The sequence below is a fragment of the Draconibacterium halophilum genome (genome assembly GCF_010448835.1).
Taxonomy (GTDB): Bacteria; Bacteroidota; Bacteroidia; order Bacteroidales; family Prolixibacteraceae; genus Draconibacterium; species Draconibacterium halophilum.
The window spans coordinates 4,740,002-4,755,097 of sequence record NZ_CP048409.1; the positions used below are offsets into that span (position 1 = coordinate 4,740,002).

The window sequence follows — 15,096 nt, forward strand, 5'->3', positions numbered from 1 at the left end:
ATCAAATTTAAGTGTTAGGTAAGAAAAAATAATTGTGGTTTTGTTCCGGCCTCGGGTGCCAGTACTTTCCAGGCACGGTCTTTTATGGCCAGCGAAACATCACTGTTCGGATCGTCAAGATCGCCAAAATACAAACACTTGGTAGGACACACGTCAACACAAGCTGTATTTTGTCCTTTCTGTACGCGGTGTAAACAGAAGGTACATTTATCAACATATCCATCGGGGTGCGAATAACGCGCATCGTAAGGACACGATTGAATACAGGCACCACAACCAATACATTTATGGTGTGTTACCGTAACAATTCCACCCTCTTCAATATGACTTGCCCCGGTTGGGCAACACCGCACACATGGAGAATTATCGCAGTGATTACAACGCTCTGAACGTAATTCCAGACTCAAACTCGGATACGTTCCGTCAACGCGTTCCACAATCCAGTCGCGGCAGTAACCGTGCGGTACATTATTCTCTGTTTGACAGGCCACTACACAGTCGCCACACCCAACACACTTTTTGGTGTCTATTGCCATTGCATACCTCATGCTTTAACCTCCTTTCCTTCCATAACAGGATCTTCTGTTAGAAACGTAATAAAGTTTCCTCTCATTCCGGTACCGCCCATAATTGGGTCTACCATAACATTGGTTACCATTTCAGTATCACTCGCTCCTTTTCCAAAGGCTCTTGAGAGTTTTTTGTTACTATGTCCAAATCCATGTACCATGTACACCGAATCCCAACGAATTCGTTCTGTAACCCTTACTTTTACAGGGAATGATGTGATGGCTCCGTCCTGATTTTTCAACCAGACTTCCTGCCCGTTTTCCAGCTCCCACAAATCGGCAACTTTTGGATTTACCCAAACACTGTTTTCGCTCATCAAATCAAAAAGGTTAGGATTATTTGATGTACGGCTGAAAGTGTGCATTGGAGCACGGCCATAAATCAATCGGTAATAATTTGGTTGGGGTTCAGGATGTTTAGTATATTTTGGAATCGCATCAAAACCATGATCTGCAAAATCAACTGAATACAGCTCAATTTTTCCTGTTGTAGTATTGAATTCAAAATCTTCATCATCTCCCAAATAGAGCGGCCCACTCTTACGCGGGTATTTTTTTACACCTACCTTTTTCATTTCTTCCAACGAAGTGCCCAACTGTTTTAGTTGCCAATCAATTACTTCCGAATAATCGTCGTAGTTAAAGTAATCGTGCAATCCCAGGCGTTCTCCAATTTGCTTGGCAATCCACCATCCCGGTTTCGAATCGTATTTTGGTTCGATGGCTGGCATTCGCAAAGCAATATTTGGCTCGCGGTTTGGCGACGCACGCAATGCATCGTAGCGTTCAAGGTATGTCGCCTCAGGCAATACAACATCAGCATAACCAGTAATGTCCATAGGCATGGTATCCATAACCGCAATAAATTCAACCGCATCTGCAGCTTCTTTAAATAATCGTTTATCCGGCATCGACAATGGCAGGTTTGTTCCGGCCACTAACCAGGCTTTTAACTGATGTTTATAATTGTAACGTGGAACAGATGCTTTTAATGCCTCGGTAGTAATTCCCATTGTTGCCAGTGGGTATCTTCCTTCGTTCCAGTCTTTCCAAGTCCATTTTGGTTCAGGGAAATGTGGATGTGGAAATGCAGGAACCGAAACGCCTTCAGGAAAATAAAATCCACCACGTTTTCCCCAGGCTCCCAGAAGTGCATTTAAAATTGCAGTGGCGCGCCCACGTTGTGTGTCGTCGCCATACCATACTACATGGCGTCCGGGGTGAATAATAACAGAAGGCGCTGCACCAGCCATTGCACGGGCAGTCTTTCTTATTTCTTCAGGCTCAATAGTTGTAATACCATAAGCCCATTCCGGGGTCATATCTTTTACATGATCTTTTAAATAATCCAGACCAAAGGTATATTGCTCAACGTAATCCTTATTGTAAAGTTCTTCGAAAACCAACACGTGAATCCATGCCATTAATAAGGCAATATCAGTCGCCGGTTTTATCGACAGCCAATGATTGGAATGTGCAGCTGCAGTTGAAAATCGTGGATCAACAGTTATTATTGTAGCTCCTTTATCAATGGCATCTGACATTTCCTGCACTTGCGAATTGTGCATGTTTTCACCAATGTGCGAACCAATTAACACCAAACACTTGGTATCTCTGATATCGGTATTTTCAGGCGAGCCTACATACGCTCCAAATGTTGAAAAATAGGCCGATGAACGTGGCCCACGACAGTTAGCAAATGCAGGTTCGGCATTACTTTCCGAGCCATAGGCCTTCAGCAAGTGATGAAACTGTCCACCAGGAGTTCCGTGATTAAATAAACCAAAAGCCTCGGGACCGTATTTCTCCTTAACTTCCTTCATTTTATCGGCAACTTTATTTAGTGCCTCATCCCAGGTCGCTTCTCTGAAATACTGCGATCCATCCTTACGTGTATCTCTGATCAATGGTGTTTTTAAGCGGTCCTCATCGTAAACCATACCAACGCCTCCGGTACCACGCGGACACAAGCGCCCGTTACAGTGCGGGTCGTTCTTATTGCCGATAACCTTGCGTATCGTTCCGCTTTTGTCGACATAAGCCCATGCAGCACATTTCCAGAAACAAACTTCGCAATAAGTTGGATACGGAGTAAGATCCTCATCACTTGCCGGACCTTCGATTTTCGATTCGAAGAGTCCAAAACCTTTTGATCCAAAAGCTTTAAAGCTTATGGCTGCAGCTCCGGCTCCGGCAGTTGAAATTTTGATAAAATCCCGTCTTGTCTTCATTCGTCTAAATAGTTTATTTTATTGGTAACTCATGTAACACGCTTTCTTCAAACTGGTATACGAAAAGAGCTTTCTTACATGATCGTTCTATATTTCTTTTCTCCGGATGCTAAGCACTCTCCTCTTTACCTATTCCTTAATTCTGAGCTTGAAAAAGAGCTGGAGAATAAGAGTTTAGCATCTTTTTACAGTTATTCATATATAAGTATCTATATTTTTAGATGTCGCGCAAATATAAAAATGATTTTACATTTTGATGGCTTATGCTCTTAATTTGAAACCATTAAAAATAAGCACATAAGCCAAGTACCATTCAATATTTATTAGAACCTATAGCGCTTACTTCTAAAGCATTATATTATAGTGTAACGAGGAATAAAATTAATTATAATTCGGACTACAATCAGATTTACAAACAAGTTCTTTAACATATGTGCAGATCTACTAAATCGTTGTTTTTTTGATTCATTTAGCTATTAAGTTTGATTTAATAGTTGTCTGTGACTTAACACACTTTCTTAAGTTTTATTAAACAGAAAATTTGAAGGGATTGAGATTTCTCAAATTACTACATTTGTGCCAAAGTAACTACGGATGGAAATCAAAAACCGAAGAGTTTTTTTGAAAGTAGCAGCGGTTGGATTTATTTCTTTTTTTGTATTCATTTGGAATAAATTAACGCTCCGGCATATTGTTACTACCGGAACAGAAGTGGCGTCAGTTCCGCTGAACAAGAACAAAGAAGTGCAATTTTTCGATAAATTCATTATTGTAAATTCAGATCATCAAACAACAGTTTTTTCATCGCACTGCAGCCACCTGGGATGCAAAATTGACAAAATGGAGAATGGAAAACTGGTTTGTCCCTGCCATGGTTCGGAGTATGATTTGCACGGAGAAGTTATAAAAGGGCCGGCTTATAAAAACCTTACAGTACTCAATTCTTCTGTTTCTGATGATGAAAAATCGATAATAATTAAAGGATAAAATGGCAAATAAAAAGGATAAAACTACATTTGGAACATTGGGGGTGGCTATGTTCTGGCTGGTTATTTTATCAGGCATTTTGCTTGCTGTTCCTTTTAATGTGGAGTCGCCTTACCTCAGTGTAAGCACCATGATCGTTACCAATCCGTGGGCAGCACTCATTCGAAATTACCACTACTGGAGCTCGCAGTTTTTCCTCATTTTTAGCCTCATTCATCTTTATGATCATTTCCATTATAAAGAAAATATTGGCCTTAAAAAAGGAATGGCTTTTCGTTTAAGTATTGGGGTGCTGATTATTTTCCTGGCCATGATTACCGGGTTTCTGTTGAAAGGAGATTCAGATAGTGAGCAAGCACGCCAGATTTTGCAAACCCTGGCTGAACGTATTCCGCTAATTGGCCAATCACTGGCCTTTTCGTTGCTCGGCCACCCCGAAAGTTACCAGTTAATTTATGTACACCATATTGCCACTTTTACCGTTTTTATTGCTGTAATAATGATTGAGCACAGCCGAAGAAAATACTGGCCGCCTGTTCTTGATTTTGTTGTTTCGGGCATTGGCGTTTTAGCATTTAGCTACCTTTTTAGTGCACCGTTGCACGACAATTTGAATCCTGCAGTAAAAGGTCCGTGGTACTTTGTTGGTTTTCAGGAAATATTGCACTGGCTGAGCCATCCAGCGTGGTCATTACTGATTTTTCTGATTCTACTTGTTTTACTTTACCTTGTTAATTCGGCGAAAGGAAAAACCATGTTTCTCAGTAAAAGAAGCTTATTGGTTTTTACGGCATTCTACCTGGTTTTAACGGTAATCGGTTTGTTTTTCAGAGGAGAGCGCTGGCAATGGAAAAATCCGTGGCAGGAAAATTACGGTTACGAAGTACTGAATAATTTTAAATCTCCAATAGTAAAACTCTCACCCGAATTTGAGTTGGGAGAAGCCATCGCCTCGCCTATTATTCAGGGACGAAAAGAAAGTTGTCTGGCCTGCCATTCTGAAATGCATGGTTTTACTGATTCACATTCGCCAGATGCCATTGGCTGTGTTTCCTGTCATGGCGGAAATCCCTTTGCAACAGGTAAAAATCAGTCGCATCGTAACATGATTCACATTCCGGGGAACTTGTCAACCGCACCACAATCATGCGGAACCACACAGTGTCATCCTGAAATTGTTGAGCGCGTACCGACCGGACTAATGGCGACTTTAAGCGGAATGATAAGTGTTGATCGTTTTGTTTTTAACGAGCAGGATAACCCCGATGAATTGACCAACGTCCATCAACTCGGCAATTCGGCTGCCGACGAGCATCTGCGGAATTTGTGTGTACGCTGCCACCTAGGAAATCCAAAAAACGAATATGGCCCGATAGATGAAAGCAGTCGTGGCGGAGGTTGCCTGGCCTGTCACCTAAATTACAGCCCTGAAGCAGAAGCTGCGCTTGCTATGGTTAAAGATACTATTGTAAGTGCACACCCGTCGGTGAGTTTGGCCATTAGTAATAATCATTGTTTTGGTTGCCACAGCCGCTCCGGAAGGATTTCAACCAACTACGAAGGCTGGCACGAAACCACACTTGAAACCAAACAAATGCCAGACAACGATAATAACTACCGACTTATTGAAGGCGAACGTGTATTTGTGAAAAAACAACAAGATGTGCACCACGAACTGGGAATGGAATGTATCGATTGTCATCATTCGTATGAAGTAATGGGCGATGGAACACTTTATGCCCACCAGGAAGACCAGACAGATGTACAATGCTCAGATTGCCATTTTACCGGACAACCCAAAACAATAAAAGCCGAAAACCTTGACAATGAATCGGCAATTATTGCGGCTTTACGTTTGGGCAATATTTCGGGTAAAGAATTTTTGGTAACCGGCAAGCACAACCACGCATTGGTAAATACTTTTGTTGAAAACGACACGGCCTTTTTACAAACCAAAAACAGCAATGTAAAAATGGCATTAACGCCTCCGGCAGAGGTTTGTTCGCGTAATGATGCTCACTCCGATTTGGCTTGTTCAAGCTGCCACTCTTCGTGGGTGCCCACCTGTATTGGTTGCCACAACGAATACGATGCCAGCGAACCTTCATACAATATGGTAACCAACAAAGAGCAAACCGGAGGCTGGGTAGAATATTTTGGCGATTATGAAGCCAAACTGCCGTCGCTTGGAATAAGAACAGATGGCGATAAATCGGAGGTAATTCCCGTTGCACCGGGCATGATTTTAACTATCGACAAAAGCACGTACACCAATGATACTGATAACTCAACTATTTTTCATCGTTTGTATGCACCCGTTGCTCCGCACACCACAACCAAAGAAGGGCGGGATTGCAAAACCTGCCATAACAGCTCGCTGGCACTAGGTTACGGCGACGGAAAATTGATCTATGAGATTACTCAAGGGAAAGGCAAATGGACTTTCTCTCCACTTTACCAGCGAGATGTATATGACGGTCTTCCGGCTGATGCCTGGATTGATTTCCTACAAACAAGAACTGGCAAAGTGGCTACACGTTCCAATGTTTCTCCGCTAAGTATTGAGCAGCAACAACAAATCTTAACGGTTGGCGCCTGCCTTACCTGCCACGATGACAACTCGGCTATTATGAAAACCACACTTACTGATTTTGAGGGACAGTTACAAAAACGAAGTTCGGTCTGTGTTCTTCCTGAATGGGAATAAAAGAATCCACAGGAAGTTCATAAACCAATCATATAATTCTCTATCTCATAGAAATTACTCTACATACCATTAACGAAATCCATTTTATGATATATATCACAAGAATTTGGTACATTGCACAATCATTAAAGGTGAAAATCCGGGATTATGGGGAACACTACTTGTAACTGCCAAGACTGTCAGCTTAAGGATATCTTTTTTTCTAACATAAAAACCGATGAACTCCTGAATATCTGCGACCTGAAAGTTGAAAAACAATATTCAAAAGGAGAATCAATTATTCAGGAAGGCGACCTAATTACTGAATTCTTATATATGAAAGAAGGCCTTGTAAAGCTTTCAAAAACAGCTATAAACGGCAAAGATCAGATTATAAGCTTTTCAAAACCATTTGATTTTGTGAGTCTCCTTTCTGTATTTTCTTCAAGCCAATACAAGTATTCTGTTACAGCAATTGAGGAAACAACGGTATGTATTCTACAATTAAGTGTTGTGAAAAATTTCGCTCAGGAAAATGCATTGTTTGTAATGGATATAATGGCACATATTAGCGAAATAACCGATAATATTATTCACGACAATCTGGAGATAAAACGGAAGCACCTTAAGGGACGTATTGCACACGTTTTGCTCTATTTTTCCGACTACATTTATAAAAATGATGAGTTTGAACTGCCGATATCCAGGCGCGAAATTGCCGAATATATTGGAATGACCACTGAAAATGTAATCCGAACTTTATCCGAATTTCGTAAAGATGAAATCATCAAAATAGTTGGAAAAGACATTCTGATTGTCGATAAAAAACGTCTGAAAAGTATTTCAGAATTTGGATGATTGTAAATCCTCCGGGCGGTTCAGGTTAGTAAACAGACGTTTATTCTCCACTTGCAATTCCCCGGCATCCAGCCAGTTTGTTTTCGACTCTTTCAACAGATTTTGCATTCTGTAATCATCAGATTGCAGCCTGTTTCCCATTGCGGGTAAAATGCTTTTGTTGTACAATGCTATCAGAGGCTCCGCACCTTTTTCGGTAAACGGGATAACAGCATCAAAATCGCCGGTGTTGGCCAGAAGAAATTTCAGAAAGTTACTATCAACAAAGGCAGCATCGACACTTAAAACCAGGTTCCAATCGGATTTTGATTGTTTTAATCCGGAAGATATACCGCCCATCGGGCCGCAGTTTTTTATCTCGTCTTCAATAACAGGGTAGCCAAAAGTTGTGTGTGACTGATGATTTGAACTAATTAACAACTCTGAAGAAATAGGTTTGCAAAGCTCAATTGCCCGTTCGAGCAAAGTTTGTCCATCGAGCTCCAGCAAAGCTTTGTCGGTGCCCATTCTTTTACTTTTCCCGCCGGCCAGAATTATTGTGGTGATTTGCATGTGCTAAAAGTACGGAAATAAAAAAAGCTCCAGATAAAATCTGAAGCTTTTGTAGGGTGGATGATGGGATTTGAACCCACGACCTCCGGAACCACAATCCGGCGTTCTAACCAACTGAACTACAACCACCATTTTGTTTGCGGGTGCAAATATAAATATTTTATTCTTTCTACAACTCAAAAAATATAATTTTTGAGTGCTATTTTTGAATGTAATAGCTAGTCGGAAAATTTATTCCGTACATTATGCAACCTCGCAAGCATATTCTTGTCATTAAAATTGAAAGATGAACAGTTGATACAGAAAGAGCACATACATAAAAAAATTATCGAAGCCTGTAAGAAAGGGGATAACCGGGCACGATACAAGCTGTATGAGCTGTACTCAAAAGCTATGTTCAATATTTGTTACCGAATGATGAATAACCGCGAGGAGGCCGAGGACATGTTGCAGGAAGCATTTACACAGGCATTTACCAAACTGGAATCGTTCCGTTACGAATCGAACTTCGGATCGTGGCTTAAACGCATTGTCGTAAACACATGCATTAATGCCATTAACAAACGAAAAGTAGATCTCACCTATTGCGAAGAGATTTACGACTACGACAGCGAACCGGAAAACAACGATTACGAACCGGAATTTACAGTAGCAAATATTACACAGGCAATAGAACACTTGCCCGAAGGAGGAAGAATGGTTTTTTCGTTATATCTGCTTGAGGGTTACGATCATGGCGAAATCGCACAAATACTGGAAATTAAAGAATCGACATCGAAAACCCAGTTTATGCGTGCCAAACGCCGAATTGTTGAACTATTAAAACAAACCCATGGAGATGCTATGGATAAAATATAAGCCATATGGAGAAGAATAGAATGGAAGAATTTATAAAAGCGAATCGCGAGGAGTTTGATTTCAGAACACCATCGCCCGAGGTTTGGGACAAAATTGACGCGGCCACGAAAAAAACAAAAGTTGTTTCGATGCGCCACTATTTTATCCGTGCTGCAGCAGTGGCTGTTATTCTAATTGCCACAGGAATAGTACTTTGGCAAACGAACCTGAACAGCCCGGCCAGACTTGCAGAGAATGCTGATCCGGAGCTAAAAGAACTTATTGAAGCCGAAGCGTTTTACTCACACCAGGTTAACAAGAAAATGAAAGAGATTCAAAAGTGTTACTATACCATTCCAGAACTGAAGGACGAAATTGAAACTGACCTAAACGAATTGGAAGGTATGTATCAGCGACTAAAAAACGATTTGGAAGAAAATATTTCGAATAAAAGTGTTATTGAGGCAATGATTGAAAACAACCGCTACCGGCTACAACTATGCGACGATGTGTTGAACCAGATTAATTGTTAGATAAGGAGGAGAAATGAAAAGAAAAAAATGGAAAATATTTGCAGGGCTGTTGGTTTTTCTTGTTCCGCTAATGGTAAATGCCCAGTTTACCGACACCAAGGAAATTAGAAAATCGTATGCCATTACACCGGAAACACAAATTGAAATTACCAATAAATACGGTAAAATCGATTTTAAAAACTGGGACAAAGATTCGGTGAAGTTCCAGATCAATATCAGGGTAGAAGAAAAGAAACTATCGAAACTGGAAGAATCCATAGAGGAAATTGATTTTGATATTACCAACAGCGAACATTACCTGATTATGCGTACAGTAGTTGAAAAAATAAAAGTACACTGGGCAGGGAAATCAAAAGGTTTAAAGAGACTTTATTAAGCTCCGACGGAAACATTCAGGTGGATTACACCGTTTGGATCCCCGACTCGAACCGCTTAAAAGTTGACAATAAATTTGGCGACATCTACATTGGCGATTACAGGGGAGAAGCAGATATTACACTCTCGAACGGAAACATGAAAGCGCACGATTTCAGCAACCTTAATCTTACGCTGAACTTTGCAGACGCCACCATCAATAAAATTGAAAAAGGACGCTTAGACTGCAATTTCAGCGAACTGTACCTAATAGAAATGGGAACGGTGCACCTGCAAAGCAAATCAACCGAGTTTGAATTACAAAAAGTAGAAAGCCTTTCTGTATCATCGCGCCGCGACAAATTCAGAATCCGTCAAATTGAATTACTCGATGCACAAAGCAGCTTTAGTTCATTTAGAATTAACAAACTGACCGACCGCGCTAAAATTCAATCGGAATACGGCGATATTGAAATTGAAGGTACCGTGCCCGATTTTAGTGGTATAAATATCGAATCGCGATCAACCGACATCAACCTGTATTTTAACAGCGAATCAGCATTTAGTTTCGACATTCAACATACAAAAGCAGAATTGAGTCTCGACAATCATTTCACCGTTGAAAAGGAAGACACATTGGATGAAAAAGAGAATGAAATAAAGATTACCGGAAATTTTGGAGCGGCTCCGGAATCAACCGAAAAGCTTATTATCAGGGCGAACTCGGGCAATATTAATCTGCGCACTGCATACTAAATAAAATTTTTAGCACGCATTTTGCAACCTCCTCAAAAAACACCTGTCTTTTAAAAGCAGAAAGAAAACAATTATTAACCGCAAGGGAATTGTTTGCCAAAGCCATGAAAACAATTAAGCAAGCGTCCCGCCAGAAAACAATTTGTTATGAAAACGATTAAGCTATTCATTTATGGGCTTGCTATGATCTTTAGCGCCACCAGTTGTATCGACGAATTTACTGTTGAAGGAAATGGAATCCGCGGAACAGAAAGCCGAATTGTTACCTCCTTTGAAAAAGTAAAATCATCCGGAGATTTTGAAGTTCACATCACCGAAGCACAAAGCCACGATGTGGTAATAAGTGCTGAGGAAAACCTGTTGCAGTACATTGAAACTTATGTTTCGGGCGAAACCTTGCACATTGATGTAAAAGGAATTCGGGACTTGAGAAACCGCCTCCCAATGGAAATATTTGTTTCGACTCCAACGCTTCGAGGGATTAAACAAAGCGGATCAGGAATTATTACCACCGACTATTTTGTGAGCGAGGAAATGGATGTAGTTCTTTCCGGATCGGGAAGTATAGTTACTGCCTTTGAAGCCGAAGAAGTTGATGCTTTACTCTCAGGATCGGGAACGATTGAATTCTCGGGCTTTGCCGACGATGCTGATTTTGTTATCAGTGGCTCGGGAACTATTGATGCTCATCAACTCGATCTCTACAATTGCACTTCTTCAACATCAGGTTCGGGCGATATGTTTGTTACTGTTTCCCGTAATCTTCGCTCCAATATCTCAGGAAGCGGGAATGTATTCTATTCCGGAACCCCGGGTGTTGAAACACATATCTCCGGCTCAGGCAGCGTAATCAGCGAAAACTAAAAACTAACTACTATGAAACGCTTCCTCATTATCATGCTATTTTCAATTCCACTGGCCTTATCGGCACAAACTTTTGATAAAGCAATTGGAATCCGTGGTGGACATTCGGCGGGTTTCGAGTATCGCTTTTACACCGACGATGCCAACTCGTACAAACTACTTTTAGCCACTCGCGACAATGGAATTCAGTTACACGCTCTTAAAGAATTTCACGAGTACGACCTTTTTACCTTCTCCGAGCAATTATCGCTTTTTTACGGATTGGGAGCCCATTTCGGCTACGAACAATGGGACAAATACTATGTGCAAAACAATACCAGTTGGTACGAAGAACGAACAGCGCTGCTGGCAGGAGTAGATGCCGTTGTAGGTGTAGAATACCTGTTTTACGAAGTACCGCTCTCCATCGGTTTCGAGGCAAAACCATATATCGATGTATTGGGCCGCGACTTTTTCGACCTTGAACTATTCGACTTTGCCTTTACCATAAAATATCATTTTTAAGCCAAAACAACTATTTAACAAATTCAGAAAAATGAGAACACTAACAATCTTAGCAGTCTTGCTAATGGCTGCCGGTTTTGCCTATGCGCAAGACGACTATTACGACAACGAGGTAGAAACTATTTTCTCGAACCAACGAAGCTACGGAGGTTACGGCGCTTTCTCAATTGGGTACACCAAAATTGGAGGACGCGATGCAATGGTAGCCGGAGCACGCGGAGCTTTTATATTCGATCACTCGTTTGCCATTGGGTTGGCTGGTTATGGTTTTGTTAACGACCTGGAGTATCATAATTACCAGACAAACCTGGAAGACCGCCTTTTTTTAGCCGGAGGTTACGGGGGTGTATTTTTCGAACCTATTATTGGAGGGACAAAACCCGTGCATGTTTCTTTTCCAATTGTTGTAGGAATGGGAGGAATATCGCTGGCAGAACATACAGGTTGGGGCTGGAACCATGATTACTATAACGATTATCAAGAATACGACACCGACCTGTTTTTTGTTTTCGAACCGGGGGTGGAACTGGAATTCAACCTCACCCGCTTTTTTCGCATTGCAACTTATGGTAGTTATCGCCTAACTTCCGACATTGAATTGTATGATACGAATCCGGATGTTCTGCGGAATTTTAATGTGGGAATGACCTTTAAGTTTGGGAAGTTTTAAACCTTCCCGTTAAAAATAAAAAGCGGTCGCCCGATAAACTTCGGACAACCGCTTTTTTATTCAGTCAAACTTTTTTTATTCGTAAAATCAACGTAATCCTGCGATTTCAAATAATCCAGGCTTTTTTCACAGCTCACCAATGGATCGAAATTGTAGCGTTCAACTTCTACAATACCATATTTGGCACCTGATTTTTCGCGCTCAGCAAAAACCGAAGCAAAATCCATTTTTCCACTTTCGCCCAATTCCTTTTCGTCTTTAATGTGCCACAATTCAAAACGTCCGGGATATTTTTCGAAATAATCTACGGCATTTTTACCTCCTTCAGCAATCCAGTATAAATCGAGTTGGAACATCACTTTTTCAGGATCTGTCAATTCCAGCATCCAGTCGTAAAGCGGCTTACCTTCGTATTCTGTAGTAAACTCTTTATCGTGGTTATGGTAGCCAAAACGAATACCGGCGGCATTACATTTTTCGCCAACGGCATTAAAATACTCGCAGTAAGCTTTTATTCCGTCGAGGCTTTCGTAGGCCGAACCACCCATCGATGGCTGAACGATCCATTTTACACCCGCTGCTTTGTGTGCGGCAATACAGGTATCCCACCAGGCCATGGTTTCGTCCCAGTTTTCTTCCGTAGGAACCGACTGTCCGGTGTGGGCTCCCAAAAATTGCAGTCCGTTGCTTTCACACAAATTTTTAAACTCTACAGGATCAATGCCATACATTTTGCCATCGCCGTAACCGGCAGTTTCTACAAACTTGTAACCACTTTCGCCAACAGCCTTCAGGGTTGCAGTTACATCTTCGTTCATATTGTCTTTAACCGACCAAAGTTGTAAACCGATAAACAGTTCTTTTTCAGCTTCAGTGCTTTTTTCTTCAGCTTTTTTTGGAGCCGAATTACACGCTGTAAATCCTTGCATAAAGAGTGCAGCAACGGCAATTACTGCCACTAATTTTAAACTAATTCTTTTTGAAATCATTTTATTTGGTTTTAGGTACTTAAATAGTGTCACGAAAAAGTGACTTTCCACAAAGATGGCTTTTTTCGGTTATTATTCCCAAATTTCGTAATTCATTAATCATTACTTTTGTGCTTTCACTTTCTGAAACATGAAACGAACATGAAATTTTTCATTCAAAAATTACAAAAACAAGAATGAATAAATTTGATGTGAGAGCGACGGATGGAGCGGTTCCATCTGTCAATTTTGAATTTTTAGATTCATCAGGAAATTAAAATTTATATGGATGAAAAATAAAGAACTGCTGGCCATACTTTCTGCTCTGGGAGCTATATTCTTCTGGAGCTTTTCTTTTGTATGGTTTAAAATTGCATTTATAGCCTACAAACCGATTACGGTTGTTTTGTTCCGGCTTCTGATTTCTGCATTTCTCATCCTTATTATTGCCCGCTTTTTAAAGCGCCTGCAAAAACCGGGGAAAAAAGACTACAAACTTTTTTTCCTGATCGCATTTTTCGAACCCTTTCTTTATTTTTTAGGTGAAAGTTATGGATTGCAGTATGTTTCATCAACCGTAGCAGCAGTTATTGTTGCCACCATTCCATTGTTTACGCCAATGGCTGCCTGGTATTTCCATAAAGAGAAATTAAGTAAAATGAATATGGTTGGCCTTGTAATTTCATTTGCAGGCGTGGCATTGGTTGTTCTAAATGGCAGTTTTAGGCTCGATGCTTCACCATTAGGGATTGGCCTCGAGTTTATGGCAGTTTTGTCAGCTATCGGCTACTCCATTGTTTTAAAAAGCCTGGCTTCGCGATACAATACACTTACCATTATTGCCTATCAAAATATTATTGGAGTAATCCTTTTCCTGCCCATCTGGCTAACCATCGATTTTCAGGATTTTTTACAAACACCTTTTCATCCGCAGGCATTCAGAGCCATAATACTGTTGGCAGTATTTTCATCTACATTTGCCTTTGTGTTTTTTACACAGAGTGTACGGCAACTTGGAGTAACACGATCGAACACGTTTACAAATCTTATTCCTGTGTTTGTAGCCATACTGGCCTTTTTTATTCTGAAAGACGAATTGGGACTTCAAAAAATCGTTGGTATTATTGTGGTTGTCTCCGGGCTATTCCTCTCGCAAATAAAGAAAAAGGATACAAACGGACGCCTAAAAGCGGTTGAGGTACACCGGAAATAAATTGCAACAAAATGAACATCAATTATAAAACACCGGAAGAATTAAAACTGCTTACCGATAAAAGCAGACCGGAAACCAATGCTCTTTTGAAAAAGCTGAAAAAGAAAAAACCAAAGCGGCTTGATGATGTGGTACATTCGCTGCATTACGAGGCTTTTGATAATTTCGACTGCCTGGATTGTGCCAACTGCTGTAAAACAATTGGGCCACGCCTCATCGATAAAGACATTGAACGACTGGCGAAACATCTGAAAATGAAAGTGGCCGATTTTATGGATCAATACATACGCACCGATGAAGACGGCGACTTTGTTTTTAACGCAGACCCCTGCCCTTTTTTGCTGCCCGACAATTATTGTATGGTATACGAAAGCCGCCCGAAAGCCTGTCGCGAATACCCACACACTGATCGAAAACGTTTTTACCAAATTCTCGACCTGTCGCATAAAAATTGCGAAACCTGCCCTATTGTACTGGAGGTTTTAGAGGAACTGAAAAAGGAAAATTTCTAAAA

Annotated in this window: 16 protein-coding genes and 1 tRNA gene; 12 read left to right on the forward strand and 5 right to left on the reverse strand. The window is 40.8% G+C overall.

All coding sequences use genetic code 11. The features are described from left to right. Positions 1-14 precede the first annotated feature (14 nt). The gene (locus G0Q07_RS19375; protein ID WP_163348709.1) at positions 15-548 is read right to left on the reverse strand and encodes a 4Fe-4S dicluster domain-containing protein; all 534 of its coding nucleotides are present in this window, start codon (positions 546-548) and stop codon (positions 15-17) included. Continuing rightward, a complete protein-coding gene (locus G0Q07_RS19380; RefSeq protein WP_163348710.1) occupies positions 545-2,800 on the reverse strand; it encodes a molybdopterin-containing oxidoreductase family protein in 2,256 nt (751 codons plus the stop codon). Before G0Q07_RS19380 ends, G0Q07_RS19375 begins: the two co-directional genes overlap by 4 nt. A gap of 594 nt (positions 2,801-3,394) precedes the next feature. Here G0Q07_RS19380 and G0Q07_RS19385 point away from each other — a divergent pair. The 3 genes from G0Q07_RS19385 to G0Q07_RS19395 all read left to right on the forward strand — a co-directional run bounded on the left by G0Q07_RS19385 (position 3,395) and on the right by G0Q07_RS19395 (position 7,331). Continuing rightward, complete coding sequence (locus G0Q07_RS19385) at positions 3,395-3,787, forward strand: QcrA and Rieske domain-containing protein (RefSeq protein ID WP_163348711.1); 393 nt, start codon at positions 3,395-3,397, stop codon at positions 3,785-3,787. A gap of 1 nt (position 3,788) precedes the next feature. Next, entirely contained in the window at positions 3,789-6,494 is a 2,706-nt protein-coding gene (locus G0Q07_RS19390) for a cytochrome b family protein (protein WP_163348712.1), read from the forward strand. 147 nt (positions 6,495-6,641) lie between these two features. Then, positions 6,642-7,331 (forward strand): Crp/Fnr family transcriptional regulator, encoded by a 690-nt coding sequence (locus tag G0Q07_RS19395; RefSeq protein ID WP_163348713.1) that lies wholly within the window; start codon positions 6,642-6,644, stop codon positions 7,329-7,331. On the opposite strand, the gene G0Q07_RS19400 is transcribed toward G0Q07_RS19395, so the two are convergent. Both G0Q07_RS19400 and G0Q07_RS19405 read right to left on the reverse strand, forming a co-directional pair. Further along, the gene (locus tag G0Q07_RS19400) at positions 7,317-7,883 is read right to left on the reverse strand and encodes a molybdenum cofactor guanylyltransferase (protein ID WP_163348714.1); all 567 of its coding nucleotides are present in this window, start codon (positions 7,881-7,883) and stop codon (positions 7,317-7,319) included. The two genes, G0Q07_RS19395 and G0Q07_RS19400, sit on opposite strands and share 15 nt — an antisense overlap. Positions 7,884-7,938: 55 nt before the next feature. Then, positions 7,939-8,012: transfer RNA gene (locus tag G0Q07_RS19405), tRNA-His, on the reverse strand. A 165-nt stretch (positions 8,013-8,177) separates the two neighbouring features. Between G0Q07_RS19405 and G0Q07_RS19410 the strand changes: the two genes are divergently transcribed. The 7 genes from G0Q07_RS19410 to G0Q07_RS19440 all read left to right on the forward strand — a co-directional run bounded on the left by G0Q07_RS19410 (position 8,178) and on the right by G0Q07_RS19440 (position 12,401). Beyond that, a complete protein-coding gene (locus G0Q07_RS19410; RefSeq protein ID WP_163348715.1) occupies positions 8,178-8,741 on the forward strand; it encodes an RNA polymerase sigma factor in 564 nt (187 codons plus the stop codon). A gap of 5 nt (positions 8,742-8,746) precedes the next feature. After that, positions 8,747-9,253 (forward strand): hypothetical protein, encoded by a 507-nt coding sequence (locus G0Q07_RS19415; protein WP_163348716.1) that lies wholly within the window; start codon positions 8,747-8,749, stop codon positions 9,251-9,253. A 13-nt stretch (positions 9,254-9,266) separates the two neighbouring features. Next, positions 9,267-9,629, forward strand: coding sequence for a hypothetical protein (locus G0Q07_RS19420; protein ID WP_163348717.1), 363 nt, complete (start codon positions 9,267-9,269; stop codon positions 9,627-9,629). Positions 9,630-9,649: 20 nt separating this feature from the next. After that, positions 9,650-10,363, forward strand: a complete 714-nt coding sequence (locus G0Q07_RS19425) for a DUF4097 family beta strand repeat-containing protein (protein WP_163348718.1) — start codon at positions 9,650-9,652, stop codon at positions 10,361-10,363. A 147-nt stretch (positions 10,364-10,510) separates the two neighbouring features. Beyond that, on the forward strand, positions 10,511-11,227 hold the full coding sequence (locus G0Q07_RS19430) for a head GIN domain-containing protein (protein WP_163348719.1): 717 nt from the start codon (positions 10,511-10,513) through the stop codon (positions 11,225-11,227). Between the two features lie 12 nt (positions 11,228-11,239). Continuing rightward, positions 11,240-11,731 carry a hypothetical protein gene (locus tag G0Q07_RS19435; protein WP_163348720.1) on the forward strand — a complete coding sequence of 164 codons (492 nt, stop codon included), beginning with the start codon at positions 11,240-11,242 and terminating at the stop codon, positions 11,729-11,731. Between the two features lie 31 nt (positions 11,732-11,762). Next, positions 11,763-12,401 (forward strand): hypothetical protein, encoded by a 639-nt coding sequence (locus tag G0Q07_RS19440; RefSeq protein ID WP_163348721.1) that lies wholly within the window; start codon positions 11,763-11,765, stop codon positions 12,399-12,401. A gap of 56 nt (positions 12,402-12,457) precedes the next feature. Here the strand turns inward: G0Q07_RS19440 and G0Q07_RS19445 are convergent, their stop codons facing one another. Then, complete coding sequence (locus tag G0Q07_RS19445; RefSeq protein WP_246222943.1) at positions 12,458-13,390, reverse strand: sugar phosphate isomerase/epimerase family protein; 933 nt, start codon at positions 13,388-13,390, stop codon at positions 12,458-12,460. Positions 13,391-13,658: 268 nt separating this feature from the next. Here G0Q07_RS19445 and G0Q07_RS19450 point away from each other — a divergent pair, with 268 nt between their 5' ends. Together G0Q07_RS19450 and G0Q07_RS19455 are read left to right on the forward strand one after the other, a co-directional pair. Next, positions 13,659-14,582: a DMT family transporter gene (locus G0Q07_RS19450; protein WP_163348722.1), complete on the forward strand. Its 924-nt coding sequence runs from the start codon at positions 13,659-13,661 to the stop codon at positions 14,580-14,582. An 11-nt stretch (positions 14,583-14,593) separates the two neighbouring features. After that, positions 14,594-15,094 carry a YkgJ family cysteine cluster protein gene (locus tag G0Q07_RS19455; RefSeq protein WP_163348723.1) on the forward strand — a complete coding sequence of 167 codons (501 nt, stop codon included), beginning with the start codon at positions 14,594-14,596 and terminating at the stop codon, positions 15,092-15,094. Positions 15,095-15,096: the final 2 nt, after the last annotated feature.

Coding starts and splice junctions, on each gene's coding strand:
- G0Q07_RS19375 (WP_163348709.1), bottom strand. CDS start 548: ATGAGGTATGCAATGGCAATAGACACCAAAAAGTGTGTTGGGTGTGGC.
- G0Q07_RS19380 (WP_163348710.1), bottom strand. CDS start 2,800: ATGAAGACAAGACGGGATTTTATCAAAATTTCAACTGCCGGAGCCGGA.
- G0Q07_RS19385 (WP_163348711.1), top strand. CDS start 3,395: ATGGAAATCAAAAACCGAAGAGTTTTTTTGAAAGTAGCAGCGGTTGGA.
- G0Q07_RS19390 (WP_163348712.1), top strand. CDS start 3,789: ATGGCAAATAAAAAGGATAAAACTACATTTGGAACATTGGGGGTGGCT.
- G0Q07_RS19395 (WP_163348713.1), top strand. CDS start 6,642: ATGGGGAACACTACTTGTAACTGCCAAGACTGTCAGCTTAAGGATATC.
- G0Q07_RS19400 (WP_163348714.1), bottom strand. CDS start 7,883: ATGCAAATCACCACAATAATTCTGGCCGGCGGGAAAAGTAAAAGAATG.
- G0Q07_RS19415 (WP_163348716.1), top strand. CDS start 8,747: ATGGAGAAGAATAGAATGGAAGAATTTATAAAAGCGAATCGCGAGGAG.
- G0Q07_RS19420 (WP_163348717.1), top strand. CDS start 9,267: ATGAAAAGAAAAAAATGGAAAATATTTGCAGGGCTGTTGGTTTTTCTT.
- G0Q07_RS19430 (WP_163348719.1), top strand. CDS start 10,511: ATGAAAACGATTAAGCTATTCATTTATGGGCTTGCTATGATCTTTAGC.
- G0Q07_RS19435 (WP_163348720.1), top strand. CDS start 11,240: ATGAAACGCTTCCTCATTATCATGCTATTTTCAATTCCACTGGCCTTA.
- G0Q07_RS19440 (WP_163348721.1), top strand. CDS start 11,763: ATGAGAACACTAACAATCTTAGCAGTCTTGCTAATGGCTGCCGGTTTT.
- G0Q07_RS19445 (WP_246222943.1), bottom strand. CDS start 13,390: ATGATTTCAAAAAGAATTAGTTTAAAATTAGTGGCAGTAATTGCCGTT.
- G0Q07_RS19450 (WP_163348722.1), top strand. CDS start 13,659: ATGAAAAATAAAGAACTGCTGGCCATACTTTCTGCTCTGGGAGCTATA.
- G0Q07_RS19455 (WP_163348723.1), top strand. CDS start 14,594: ATGAACATCAATTATAAAACACCGGAAGAATTAAAACTGCTTACCGAT.